Origin of the sequence: Occallatibacter sp. (assembly GCF_035317045.1) — a bacterium.
In the GTDB taxonomy this organism is placed as follows: Bacteria; Acidobacteriota; Terriglobia; order Terriglobales; family Acidobacteriaceae; genus Telmatobacter.
The window spans coordinates 22551-34498 of record NZ_DATHHT010000001.1 but is presented as its reverse complement, the minus strand read 5'-3'; the positions used below and the strand labels follow the sequence as shown (position 1 = coordinate 34498).

At 58.4% G+C, this 11948-nt stretch carries 13 protein-coding genes and 1 pseudogene; 9 read left to right on the top strand and 5 right to left on the bottom strand.

The genetic code is table 11. The features are described from left to right. Positions 1 to 448: pseudogene (locus tag VK574_RS00175) on the bottom strand (hypothetical protein); the annotation flags it as partial. Positions 449 to 760: 312 nt separating this feature from the next. Between VK574_RS00175 and VK574_RS00170 the strand changes: the two are divergent. The 7 genes from VK574_RS00170 to VK574_RS00140 all read left to right on the top strand — a co-directional run bounded on the left by VK574_RS00170 (position 761) and on the right by VK574_RS00140 (position 4305). Next, complete coding sequence (locus tag VK574_RS00170) at positions 761 to 1192, top strand: hypothetical protein (RefSeq protein WP_472797729.1); 432 nt, start codon at positions 761 to 763, stop codon at positions 1190 to 1192. A gap of 221 nt (positions 1193 to 1413) precedes the next feature. After that, the gene (locus tag VK574_RS00165) at positions 1414 to 2070 is read left to right on the top strand and encodes a hypothetical protein (protein WP_472797728.1); all 657 of its coding nucleotides are present in this window, start codon (positions 1414 to 1416) and stop codon (positions 2068 to 2070) included. Positions 2071 to 2408: 338 nt separating this feature from the next. After that, positions 2409 to 2927 (top strand): hypothetical protein, encoded by a 519-nt coding sequence (locus VK574_RS00160; protein ID WP_472797727.1) that lies wholly within the window; start codon positions 2409 to 2411, stop codon positions 2925 to 2927. A gap of 314 nt (positions 2928 to 3241) precedes the next feature. Continuing rightward, entirely contained in the window at positions 3242 to 3445 is a 204-nt protein-coding gene (locus VK574_RS00155; protein ID WP_472797726.1) for a hypothetical protein, read from the top strand. A 1-nt stretch (position 3446) separates the two neighbouring features. Further along, positions 3447 to 3623, top strand: coding sequence for a hypothetical protein (locus VK574_RS00150; protein ID WP_472797724.1), 177 nt, complete (start codon positions 3447 to 3449; stop codon positions 3621 to 3623). Between the two features lie 77 nt (positions 3624 to 3700). Continuing rightward, positions 3701 to 3865: a hypothetical protein gene (locus tag VK574_RS00145; RefSeq protein WP_472797723.1), complete on the top strand. Its 165-nt coding sequence runs from the start codon at positions 3701 to 3703 to the stop codon at positions 3863 to 3865. 272 nt (positions 3866 to 4137) lie between these two features. After that, positions 4138 to 4305: a hypothetical protein gene (locus tag VK574_RS00140; RefSeq protein WP_472797722.1), complete on the top strand. Its 168-nt coding sequence runs from the start codon at positions 4138 to 4140 to the stop codon at positions 4303 to 4305. Positions 4306 to 4462: 157 nt separating this feature from the next. Here VK574_RS00140 and VK574_RS00135 read toward each other — a convergent pair whose 3' ends face one another. The 4 genes from VK574_RS00135 to VK574_RS00120 all read right to left on the bottom strand — a co-directional run bounded on the left by VK574_RS00135 (position 4463) and on the right by VK574_RS00120 (position 9082). Further along, positions 4463 to 5044, bottom strand: a complete 582-nt coding sequence (locus tag VK574_RS00135) for a DinB family protein (RefSeq protein ID WP_472797721.1) — start codon at positions 5042 to 5044, stop codon at positions 4463 to 4465. 689 nt (positions 5045 to 5733) lie between these two features. Next, a complete protein-coding gene (locus tag VK574_RS00130) occupies positions 5734 to 6180 on the bottom strand; it encodes a hypothetical protein (RefSeq protein WP_472797720.1) in 447 nt (148 codons plus the stop codon). A gap of 264 nt (positions 6181 to 6444) precedes the next feature. Beyond that, entirely contained in the window at positions 6445 to 8379 is a 1935-nt protein-coding gene (locus VK574_RS00125) for an AI-2E family transporter (RefSeq protein ID WP_472797719.1), read from the bottom strand. Positions 8380 to 8572: 193 nt separating this feature from the next. Next, a complete protein-coding gene (locus tag VK574_RS00120) occupies positions 8573 to 9082 on the bottom strand; it encodes a hypothetical protein (protein ID WP_472797718.1) in 510 nt (169 codons plus the stop codon). Positions 9083 to 9246: 164 nt separating this feature from the next. Between VK574_RS00120 and VK574_RS00115 the strand changes: the two genes are divergently transcribed. Then, positions 9247 to 11001, top strand: coding sequence for a winged helix-turn-helix domain-containing protein (locus tag VK574_RS00115; protein WP_472797717.1), 1755 nt, complete (start codon positions 9247 to 9249; stop codon positions 10999 to 11001). 64 nt (positions 11002 to 11065) lie between these two features. After that, positions 11066 to 11725 carry an alpha/beta hydrolase family protein gene (locus VK574_RS00110; protein WP_472797716.1) on the top strand — a complete coding sequence of 220 codons (660 nt, stop codon included), beginning with the start codon at positions 11066 to 11068 and terminating at the stop codon, positions 11723 to 11725. Positions 11726 to 11948 lie beyond the last annotated feature (223 nt).

Genomic DNA, 11948 nt, shown 5'->3' with positions numbered 1-11948 from the left:
CGTTGAGTCCACCGAGAAAAGTGCCGAGCGATCGAGGAAGTGAGAAGGCTTCGCGGTAGGCAGAGGAGAGTTCAGCCTGATAGGCGAAGACCGACGGGAAGGCCTGAATTTCAACCAGGCGAGAGGCCAATTCACCGGAGGCGGTGCGCACCAGCGCGAAGTCGGCGGTCAGAAAGTGTGGGTGCGGCATCTCGTTTGGAACGCAGTAGCCGTCGGGAATGGCCTTGCGGGCAGCGGCGAGATACGGCGCATCGGCGATGAGATAGAGAGCCAGCATGGACCCCTGTTCAGCCATCTCCTCAAGGAGAACTCTGGGAACGAAGATCGGAGTTTCCGCCACCGGAAACTGGATGGGACCGCCGCAGCGCCGATCGAGCAGCGCCAGCAGCTCGGAATACGCCGATTCATGGAACGCGGCATTGAATTGACTGCGCAACGTGGGGATCAAGCCATCTCCTCGGAAGAAGCGGGCTTTTCGCGCCTGAAAAGAGCTCTACCGCCAATCGCGAAAGTCGATTGAAGGCAAGCGCATTCACCGCGATAGCCGTCGCAAAGATTGTAGCCGAGGGCGGAGTTGAGGCCGGATGCACCGTAACGTGACCTTTTATGCAGGCGAAGGGGGCGATTTCCCATGATGTGGTATGAGTAAGCGTTATCTTCATTTTTTTTCATGTGACCTCAGTACTTTTGTTGTACGGAACTGAGCGGTCTGCATTAGTCTCTCAACAGGTTTCGTTACACACCCTGAGGTGTATACAAAATGTCTTCGTCATGGTTGAAAGTTTCATGCGTGGCACTTGGTTCGGCTGTTGCTCTGTCGGCTATCACAGCGGCTGCAGCGCCAACCACGCACTCTCTTCCCGCGCAGAGCGGGTTTGCCGCTAATTCTCCTGTTCTCGTAGGGCCTGCTCCGGTTTACAAAGGCTCGCCTGTTCTCGTAGGGCCTGCTCCGGTTTACAAGATGGCCAGTTCGCCTGTTCTCGTAGGGCCTGCTCCGGTTTACAAAGCCTCGCCGGTTCTCGTAGGACCTGCTCCGGTTTACAAAATGGCCAGTTCGCCTGTGCTCGTAGGGCCTGCTCCGGTTTACAAGATGGCCAGTTCGCCTGTGCTCGTAGGACCCAGGCCGGTTTACAAAGCTTCGCCGGTTCTGGTGGGGCCACGGCCGGTATACAAATTGGTAACTATCGTTTAAGCAGCTTCGACGGGATTTGAAACAGGACTGCTAAACTACAAGGGTCTTCAGTCGATTTCTACAGGAGACGGAGGCCGGTTCTGGATTCCGCACTCATTCTTCTCGGTTGTTTCACCGAAGCGGTCATCCTGTGCTTGCTGGCTTATAAGAGGATATACAAACTACTTCCCCTTTTTTTTTCCTATATTGCATGGAGCCTGCTCAATGACCTGGGCGGGTTTTTGCTGATTCGGCACTTCCCAAACACCACCCTTCGTGTGTTTCTCGCGAGCACGATCATCGATTCGTTCTTTATGTTCTGTGTGCTGATTGAGATTTCGATGTCGGTGCTGAAGCCGGTTCGCTCTCTCCTTCCGCGATGGGCAATGCTGGCAGTGGCCGCATTTATCGGCCTGGCAGGTGTCCTAATCTGGTTCCTGGTGAAATTCCCAGGGTTCGACAAACTTCAAGGGGACTTTCAGACCTACGCACATCTTGTGTTCACCGTCTCCGCAATGCGGCTTCTATTCTTTCTGATCCTGGCGGGTTTCAGCCAGTTACTGTCGATCGGCTGGCGTGATCGTGAACTCCAGATCGCCACCGGCTTCGGCTTTTATGCGCTAGCCAGCATCACCGTTGGAATTCTGCACTGGAATCTGGGGGCTGGCAGCCCGGGTCTCGACCGGCAGTACCATCTTTTGGACCAGATGATGAGCGCGTGCTACACGGGTTCACTGGTTTACTGGGTTTTCAGCTTTGTTCAGGAAGTGCCCGAGCGGCGCCAGTTTACGCCGCAGATGCAGAATTTCTTGCTGGCGGTGGCCGGCAACGCACGGGCTGCACGGGTGGCCATGACGAACGAATCGGGATCTAAACCCGGAAGGCGTAACAACCACTGACCCGATGGCCTCCTGACCCAAATTCCTCCGCTTCTCCCTGTGTTTGAAATCACCCATTTCCCTGTGTTTCAAATCACTCATTTAAAAGAGCTTCAGATTGATCCCTTCCGGCCATTCTGCGACCCGAAAGTGTCATTTACTCCCTGGACCGATTACTTTAAGTTACTGATGTGACCAGTGGTATGGATTACCCTTGGATGGGGGAATAGCGGGGAAATGCAGAAAAAAACATCCACAAACCGTGTAGTTTCTGATAGAAGTGTAGGGAACAGTGAAATGTTGTCCGGCGTTTCACGGAATGACAGAACAGTTACCAAAGACCGGACTGAGGACTACTCATGATCTTCCCGCTGCTTCAACTCGGTGCAGTTCTTGTGGTTGCCTTGTATCTGGGCCGCTGGCGATTGAGTGTTCGTCGCCGCAATTCGCAATCGTGGGAGTCGCTCATGATGCGGCTTCGTCCTGACTGGAGCGCGCGCGAGTTGAGCGATCAGTTCCTGTGGAAGGAAGGATTAAACGCGTCGCCTGAGGATACGTGGACACGCATGGAAGGTCCGCGCGGTCTATGGGTGATGTTCCAGAATGCCAGGGTCATGCTGGAGATGGCAGATTACGCGACACGGCATTGCGAAAATGTGGATCGCGTGCTGGTGGAGACACTGCGCAGCGATGCGATGCAGATTAAAGTTTGCGTCCTGATGGCGCTGGCACAGTATGCATTCAGCCATGCGAGCGAGGGCGTTCGAGTGAATGCGTTCCGTGCGGCTTCAATGTACACCGGCATGGCAGCGAGAATGACCCAGTTGCTGCAGGAGAGCGCGGCAACGATGGTTCCCGATTTTGTAGCTGCGATGTAAATCTCGGTCTTTGAACAAAAAGCCCCGGCAAACGCCGGGGCTTTTGCTTTGCCCGGGAGGGATCAAAAAGGGCGCTTCCTGGGAGAAGCGGGCGTCGAATATATGCTGTTGGCTTATTGATGTTTATCCCCGAAAGCGACCGGGCGCAATTTGGCACGTTTTGTCGCTTTTTCGCGGCATTTGGGGCATCTATCGCGTCTACCTAGTGTGCGGCGGGGCGGGCGAGCGTCCCAGCGCGGGGAATCAAAATCAACAATAGCGTGACCTAAATCACTTCCTTACCTTTCGAAACATGGCACTATTTGTTTCGTCATATGAAACGGCTCTCACACACGGATTTGCTGCATCGGCTCCAGACACAACTGCAGCACTTCGACCGCAGTCCTGACTTTGGCGATGCAGAGGCTGTTGCGGCGATCCGGCGGCATTTGCTGGTGCGCATCCGTGAGGCGGAGAGCTTGACGCGGTGCGGCATCCATGTTCAGGCAGAGCGCGTATCGCAAGCGGAGGCGGCGTAACATGTCGTTCTTTACAAATCGCAAGGTCGAAGAGATTAACCCAACTCGCAAGACACTCTCGAGGCTGCGCGAGACACTTGACGGGCTTGAGAGTGAACGAGACGAAACGCCCCAGATTGCCGACTTAAAGCGCATTCTAGCCGGGCGAATCGCCGAGATGGAACGCAAGACGGCGTAGAAAGTGACGGGCTGGAACAGATTTTCGAGTCCTTTTTGCCTGTTGGGTGTCCAACTTGTTAACGCAGAGGTTCCCCAATGCTGATCATTACGACCATTTACATCGCTGAAGCGGAAGATCCAACCCAGGGTGAGGCACACGAACCCGCGTGGCAGGAGGCCGCTGAGCTGAAGGATGCGTCGCGCCAGTGGCTCAGCATCTACGAGGGCAAGAATCGCGTGCTGCCGATTGATTCGGAGTAGGAACAGGGAACAAGGGAACAGAGATTAGAGAACATTGGTATGGAGTTGTGATCGGGTGGGTACCATCTGTTTTCCTTGATAGCGCAATCGCATTTTGATTCTTCGCGGTTGCCTCAATCACGAAATAAATTGACAGGTGACTTGATGGCGGCAGAGAAATATCTGCGCATATGTGCATCTTCCGTGCGCGGCAAACGCTCCAATAGGACAGAGGTTTTTAGACGCAGTCGTAGAGACGCCTTAGATCTGAATAGAAAAGAAGAGGTACGAAGATGATTATTGTTACGACTATTTATTGTGCCGAATCTGAGCCAGCTAAACAAACGACTACGGGGAAGGTCACCGAAATGACCGTCGCCGATCTCAAGGACGCCGATCGCAAGTTGATGAGCGTGTACCAGGGGACGAACCGGGTGCAGCCGTTGGATGGGGAGCGGTGAAGGACAGTTGTGAGTTCTTAGCTCTTCGCTCACAGTTGTCAGTATTACGCGGGCAGTCGTGCCGGCGTTGGTTTTTGGACTCGACCATCAGTGCTGCCGTAGCAAGCTATGAGGCCGAAGTTCCATTACCTGACAACCGAGAGTTGTGCCTTAAAACTTAGAACTGTGAATTCCTTGATGTGCCGCTTTGCTTCCACAGCTTTTCCCAATTCCACATATCGGATGTGACGGCTTTGGGCAGAGGGTGGCCGAGCTGGTGGGCAAGCATTGAGACCTGGCCGCGGTGGTGCGCTTCGTGCGCGAGCATGTAGCAGAGCATTTGCGTTGAGAGCCCGGGGCCGGCGGGCCAGGGTTTGGCCCAGCCGTCGCGCACGAAGTGGGTGATGCGTGGCGGATGATTCCCTTCTCCGCTTTTTCCGTTTTCAATTTGCAACGCTTCGGAAAGTATGTCTTCGCAGCGTGCCGCGCTCTCAGCCAGTGCCTTGCGTGCCTGCTTCGGCGTGCAGGCGGCGCGGTTGAGTTGTGCGGGGATTTTCAGATGCGGTGCGGATAGCCTGATCCATTTCCTGCGGACGTTGTGCACGTGGGTGAAGATCGCCGCGATGGTGCGGACGTTGCCGGGTGGTTTGGCTGTCCAGACGGCGGGGGCGAGATGGTCGATGAGGAGCTGGTTCAGGCGCTCGTTGGCGGCGAAGATGCTGATGGCGGATTGGGCGGGGTCAGGGTGACGATTGGACATGGGTCGCGATTCCTGGATACCAAGAGCGATGGCAACGCTCAGAAATAACCTCGTACCTCCAAAATACTAAGTATCGTGATGGCATGGAAAGAACAATGGGCCAATCAGCAGATCAGGCAGCGAAGAAATGGGATATCGCGATCTCTTTTCCAATCCACGATGTCGGCACCGCCCAAGCTCTGTTCGAAAAAAGACGCGCGTCATAGATGGGGCACCCAGGTTGGTGGTGGTGCGGGCGACATCCGCAGATCCTTCGACTCGCTCAGGATGACACGGCTTCTATTTCATTGGGAGTGAGTGCCGCTGTTATTTGGATTGTCCAGTGCATGGAGTTCCAGATCCCATGTCTCGGAGGCGAGACATGGGGCACCCAGGGTTGTGGTGCTCGATGCTGTGCTCGGGGCCTGACCGACTCCTGATTGATTGTTATTGGCACGACTAAAGTCTTGCCTGATACGGCAAAGGGAAAAGCAACTGCAGGTCCCTCGACTTATCACCCCTGCGACAAAGACCTGTCGCCGGGACCCCGGAGCGCTCGGGATGACACGCCGTGAGTGCTAGTGGTGTTCGTTATGACGGGCGTTGGGGGGCGTGGTGAAAGAGACCTGGTGTTGGTGTGGGATCGCATGGGCGCGAGTCGGGGTTGCGACTCGCGCCGTGCTTGGGGATGCCGCATGAGGAATCCGCGGTTATGCGGCTGCGGAGAGCTGGCCTCTCAGGTTTTGGAGGCGTTCGGCTTGGGAGACTAGTGCGGCTTTTGCTGGATCGCTGGCGGGGAGGCTGGCGGCGATCAGGGACACGGCGAGGCCGGCCTGGTTTACGTGCCTGGGGCGGGGCGGGGTTCCGCAGTATTCGTCGATGTCGGCTGCGAGGGTGGCGCTGACGCCGGCGGCGAATCCTTCGTTGCCTTTGACGCGGGCGACGACGTGGGCGACGGCGGCGGTTTGCGCGAGTCGCTGGGTGAGCACGGCGAGGGCGGGTTCGACCTCGGCTGTGCCGCGCTGGGCTTCACTGACGGCAAAGCTTTTGGCGAGGTTGGCGAAATCGCGCACGTAGGGAGCGAGATACCATGGGATTTCTTCGTCGCCGAGGCCGTCGACTGTACCAAAACGCGTGAATCCGTTGATAAGGAACATGGGACACCTTCTCGGAGGGAACGGGATTTCACGGGTGAGGGCACGCGTGAGGGGGATTGTTCTCTCCGCCTTTTCTAATAGTGATTGGGGAGGATGGGGCGTTACGGATTTCGCGAGAAATCCCCTATGTCCTGGCAGCGAGTCACCGAGTTCAGTTCGTGCTTTTTTTTCCATCGGGACTAGGTGAAACGTGCAACGCTCACTCACCGAGTCTTGCTGCGCTCAGGATGACACATCTTGATTTGGTGCCGGAAATCGTGCGCGCTAGGCGGCGGTGTCGGTGGGGGTGGTCACGAGGTGGGGGGAATTGTCCAGGGGATCTTCTACGGCGGGGTGGGGTTCTGTGTGGGCGTGGGCTTCTGCGATGGCATCCGCTAATGATGTGGAGATGTGAAGGTCTTCGGTGCGGCTGATCATTTGCGCTGCGCGGGTGGGATCTTCGTTATAGTGCCAGATGCCCATGATGATCTTCAAGGCCGGATTGGCGGAGCGGAGACTGCGGAAGATGCGGTTGGCGCGGGCCATGGCGACGGGCGGCATTCCGGAAAGAAAAACGAGGTCGGGCTTCTGCTCGGCGACGGCGGAGACGGTTTCGTCGATGCGCTGGATGGGCATGCAGGTGGAGTGGAATCCGGCCTGGTCGAGGACCTGGGTGAGCATGGTGGAGATGAGGTCGTCGGAGCCGTCGCGGACGGGAATGACTAAGACCGAGGGACCAGGGATTAGGGACGGAGGGACGGAAGAACTACCCGAGGGACCAGGGACCAGGGACGTAGGGACTGCGCTGGCGGCGTCTGACGCGGAGTGGGCCAACTCATTTTTTTCTTCCAGTGCGCGGAAGCCTAATTCGTCGACCATTTCGGAGGTGCTGGTGCGGATGAAGCGGACGGTGGCTTCTTCGAGCTCTCCTTTTTGCCGCTCCATTTCAACGAGGGTAAGGGCGGGGATGAGGATGGAGTCGTAAACGGCGGCGAGGGATTCGGATTTGAGGGAGTTCTGGAGAATGTCGGAGGCTTCGCGTTCGTCGTGTGCGAGCATGCGCTGGTAGAAGGCAGTGTAGGGCGGGATGACGGGCTGATCGCCGAGGAGTACGGCGAGGAATTCAAGCGCGGGGATGTGGCTGCCCATGACGACGAGGCATACGGTGAGGGGGACGGAGAGGATGAGGCCGACGGGGCCCCAGATGAGTGTCCAGAAAGCGGCGGCGATGAGGACGGCGAGGGAGGAGAGGCCGGTGTGGTGGCCGTAGACGCGGGGCTCGACGTAGTTGGCGGTAACGATTTCAAGGACGACAAAGAGGCCGAAGATGAGCGCGGTGTGAGTCCAGCCGGGGAAGACGGCGAGGGAGAGCAGGGTGGGGGTGAGCGCGGCGATGGGGGCTCCGACGTAGGGGACGAAGCGGCAGATGAGGGCGAGTGCTGCGAAGAGGATGGCGTGGGGAAGTCCGATGAAATAGAGCGCTGCGCAGACGATGGCTCCATAGACGATGTTGACGGCGACCTGAAGAAGGAAGTAGCGGGAGATGCGTCGGCTGGCGTCGCTCATGGCCTGGGTCATGCGGGAGAGGTTGCGATTGCCGGAGAGATGGATGAGGCGGTTGCGGAGGTCTTCGCGCTGAAGGAGGACGAAGAAGGTGAAGACGACGGCGAGCAGGGCGGTGGTGGCGGGCTCGATGATGCCGCCGAGTTGATCGAGGCGTCCCGTGGGGCGGCCGACGACGCGAACCTGGACGGGGTGTTCGGGGGTGGTGCCGATGGGATTGGCGTCGGCCTGTCCTGGCGGCGGGATGGCGCCGGTGGAGTTGGCGATGCCAAGCTCTTCGCTGATCTGCTGGATTTCTCGTTGCGCGCGGCTGTAGGCGGAGTTGCTGGGACTGTGGAGGGTTTGCATTTTCTGCGCGATGTTGCCGCCGTAGGTGGGCAGGTCGTTGGTGATGGCGACGAGCTGAGTGAAGAGGCTCCAGGTAGCGACACAGAGGAGGCCGGCGAATACGAGGATTACGGCCATGGCGGCGATAGGGCGCGGAAGGCGCAGGCGTTCAAGGCCGGCGACAACGGGAGCGAGAAGGAACGCGAAGAGGATGGCGAATCCCAAGGGGAGCAGGAGGACTTTGCCGAGATAGAGGACCGTGATGGCCAGGACCGCGACGGCAATGAACCAGAGTTGCATGAGGATGCGTGCGGTGGACGTGGGGTTCATTGTCTCTCCAGATGCGGGTGCTGCTTTAGGTGAGATGCGGAGAGCTGAAATAGGGACGTAGGGACTAGGGACGTAGGGACTAGGGACGTAGGGACTAGGGATTAGGGATTAGGGGATAGGGACTGGAATCTGGGAACGGGGATTGGGGCGGATGTTTGGGATCCGCCCTGTTGTTGGTTGGCTCTGAATGGGGTTATTGGAGGCGGGTGGCGGTGGCGGAGGCGCAGCCGGCCATGAGGAGAGTTCCGGAGGCGTTGTAGAACTGCACCTTGGCCTCATCAGTGAAGGAGTCGGCATCGCGGTCGAGGGTAATGGTGTGGGTGAGTTTCTGTGATCCCAGCTGAAAGGGTCCGCCGGTGAACAGAATGAATGCGACGTCGCTGGCCGAGTAGGTGCCGTGTTCTGACTCGGACCAGATGCCGAATCCTGTGCTGCGCTGGCCGGGCAGGAAGCCGGGATTGGAAGTGGCTTCAGTGACGGTGCCACCGCGGGAGAAGAGGAGAATCGACGAGAATGACGGGCGTTTGACTCCGCTTGTGCAGTCGTATTGCGTGACAGTGACCCACCATGCGCCTTCGAGACGGTGGCGGGATGCCGATTCAGGGGATTCAGCGTGGAGGGGGATGAGGGCTGCGAACCAAGCGGTTAGGATGGTGAGCGAGATGAGACGAACGAGGACCTGGGATTTTGAGGCGGCGAGCATGGTGGCGATCTCCTTTGGGGAAAGTGATTTGTGACTGCAGGGACACAGTAGCCGAGATTCAGTTGTGAAGTCTTGAGGATCGCTGGAGGATTCGTGCCGGAAATGTTGAGGAGGCGTTTGATTGATCCTGCTAAAATCGCCGCACATTCAGGCGGGCCGAGGGAATGACCGAAAGATCCCAGGTTGCATACGAGTTTGCGAACTTCCGGCTGTTGCCGCAGGAGAAGCAACTGGTGTGCGAAGAGCGCAAGGTGAAGCTGCAGCCGAAAGTCTTCGACACGTTGCTGCTGCTGGTGGAGAATCACGGGCGGCTGGTAGAGAAGGACAGCTTTCTGAAAGGTCTTTGGCCGGATACGTTTGTGGAAGAGGCAACGCTGGCACATTGCGTCTCCGAGTTGCGCAGGACATTGCGCGCGGAAAGTAACGGCGCGGAGTTTATCGAGACTGTTGCGAAGCGAGGATACCGGTTTCTGTTGCCGGTGAAGACGACGGAACTCAAGGCGCCCGCGGCGGCGACGTCAGCGTCGGTGATTGCAGTGCTGCCCTTTGAGAACCTGGGACCGGAGGCGGAGCGTGAATACCTGGCGGACGGGCTGACGGAGGAAGTGATTGCGGCTCTGGGGCAGATCGATCCGGTGCGGCTGAGCGTGATTGGGCGGACGACGATCATGCGATACAAGCGCGCGACGAAATCGCTGCAGGAGATCGGAAGCGAGCTGAAAGCGGCATTCCTGGTGGAGAGTTCGCTGCGCAGCGAAGGCGGACGAATCCGTGTGACGTCAAATCTGGTCCGGGCAAGCGACCAGGTTCAGATCTGGTCGGCGACGTACGACAGCGAGCCGAAGAGCATGCTGGCGTTTCAGCGCGAGTTGAGCACGACGATTGCACAGCAGATTCGACTGCGGCTCTCGCCGGAGAGGCTAGATGCGCTGGCGCGGCGGCAGGCGCACAATCCCGAGGCATACGACGCGTATCTGCAGGGGCGCTACTACTGGAACCTGTTTACGCCGGCGACGACGCGGAAAGCGGTGGAATGCTATCTGCGGGCGACGCAACTCGATCCGAATTATGCGCTGGCGTGGTCGGGGCTGGCGGATGCGTATACATCGAGCCCGATCCACGCGGACGTGCGGCCTCGCGATGTCTGGGAGAAGGCGCGGCGCGCAGCGGAGCAGGCGATTGCGGCGGAGCCAGAGTTGGCGGAGACGCAGACTTCGTGGGGGTTTGTGAAGTTCTGGCTGGATTGGGATTGGAAGGAGACAGAAGCAGCGTATCGCAGAGCCATCGCGATCGATCCGAACTACTCGCTGGTGTACCGGTTGCTGGGCATCGTGCTGGGACATATTGGACATCGCGAAGAAGAGGCGCGGCAGGCAATGGAGCATGCGCGGGCTATCGATCCACTGCAAGCGATGCATCACGCGCTGTCGGCACAAGTGGCTTTCCTGGCGCGGGACTACACGGCGGCGCTCGAATTTGCGCGGCAGAGCGCGGTAGTGCTGACGGACTTCTGGATTGCGAATCTGCAGATGGCGCAGGCCTACGAACAACTCGGGGAGGACGCGCTTGCGCTTGAGGCGCTGGGTCGCGGTGGCGGAGTCGGGGGCGAGAACAGCAAAGTCCTGTCGATGCGCGGATACATTCTGGCGAAGACGGGACGCGCGAACGAGGCACGCGAAGTGTTGAAGACGCTGGAGGCGATGGCGCGGGAGCGCTATATCCCGCCCTATGCAATTGCGCAGGTGTATACAGGACTGCGCGAAGACGACCAGGCGTTTGCGTGGCTAGAACGCGGCGTTGAGGAACACGACGTGCACCTGGCGATGCTGCCAACCGAACCCAAGTGGGATGCGCTGCGAGGCGATCGGAGATTTGCCGAGGTGCTGCGCAGGTGCGGATTGCCGTACCGCAGTTCTTAGATGCAGTTGTCTGTTGTAACTTATCGGTTGTCAGTTGTCAGTTGTCAGTTTTGAGTGATCAACATTGGACAGCGAAGAATACAAAGACGACTCCATCAACGATGCGCCGGTGCGAGGGTTTCTGCATCGGGCTCGTGGTGCTGATGCAGACGGGTTGGTGCTGACGCATGGGGCGGGCGCGAATTGCCAGACACCTCTCTTGAAGGCGCTGGCGGAAGCCTTCTGCTCGGCGGGTGTGACGGTGCTGCGATGCGACTTGCCGTTCAGGCAGGCGCGTCCGCACGGGCCACCGATGCGCGGGAGCGGGGAACGGGATCGGGCAGGGTTGCGTGCTGCGGTGTCTGCTCTGCAACGGGAGACGACGGGCCGGATTTTTCTGGGCGGGCACTCGTATGGCGGCAGGCAAGCTTCGATGCTCGCTGCGACTACGCCGGGACTTGTGGAGCGGCTGCTGCTGCTTTCGTATCCCTTGCATCCACCGAAGCGGCTGGACCAGATGCGGACTGCGCACTTCCCTTCTCTGCAGACACCGGCAATGTTTGTGAGCGGGGAGCGGGATGGATTTGGAACCAAGGCGGAGATGGAGAGCGCTCTGAAGCTGATTCCGGCGAAGACGGAGTTGCTGATGGTTGCGGGCGCGGGACACGAGTTGATGACGGCACGGAATCGGGCGGAGTTGCTGGAGAGTGTGGTGAAGACGTTTCTGGATTTTGGGAAGGGCTAGATGATGGTTGTGCTCTCCCATGTCTCAAAGGCGAATCATCACCCCAGACATGGGGCACCCAGGTTCGTGCTTTCCCACTCATGCCACGATGAAACTGCGTCATGAATGGGGCACCCAGAGTCGTGGCAATGTGGGCGAAAGGCAACTGCAAGTCCTTCCACTCCGCTTCGCTGCGGTCAGGGTGACAACTCTGTGACGACAACGTTGTTTGATCACAACGTTG

Bases quoted from the DNA above. Each gene is read 5' to 3' on its own strand.
- VK574_RS00145 (WP_472797723.1), top strand. From the start codon at position 3,701: ATGCTGATCATTACGACCATTTACATCGCTGAAGCGGAAGATCCAACC.
- VK574_RS00150 (WP_472797724.1), top strand. From the start codon at position 3,447: ATGTCGTTCTTTACAAATCGCAAGGTCGAAGAGATTAACCCAACTCGC.
- VK574_RS00160 (WP_472797727.1), top strand. From the start codon at position 2,409: ATGATCTTCCCGCTGCTTCAACTCGGTGCAGTTCTTGTGGTTGCCTTG.
- VK574_RS00135 (WP_472797721.1), bottom strand. From the start codon at position 5,044: ATGTCCAATCGTCACCCTGACCCCGCCCAATCCGCCATCAGCATCTTC.
- VK574_RS00115 (WP_472797717.1), top strand. From the start codon at position 9,247: ATGACCGAAAGATCCCAGGTTGCATACGAGTTTGCGAACTTCCGGCTG.
- VK574_RS00130 (WP_472797720.1), bottom strand. From the start codon at position 6,180: ATGTTCCTTATCAACGGATTCACGCGTTTTGGTACAGTCGACGGCCTC.
- VK574_RS00170 (WP_472797729.1), top strand. From the start codon at position 761: ATGTCTTCGTCATGGTTGAAAGTTTCATGCGTGGCACTTGGTTCGGCT.
- VK574_RS00140 (WP_472797722.1), top strand. From the start codon at position 4,138: ATGATTATTGTTACGACTATTTATTGTGCCGAATCTGAGCCAGCTAAA.
- VK574_RS00125 (WP_472797719.1), bottom strand. From the start codon at position 8,379: ATGAACCCCACGTCCACCGCACGCATCCTCATGCAACTCTGGTTCATT.
- VK574_RS00155 (WP_472797726.1), top strand. From the start codon at position 3,242: ATGAAACGGCTCTCACACACGGATTTGCTGCATCGGCTCCAGACACAA.
- VK574_RS00120 (WP_472797718.1), bottom strand. From the start codon at position 9,082: ATGCTCGCCGCCTCAAAATCCCAGGTCCTCGTTCGTCTCATCTCGCTC.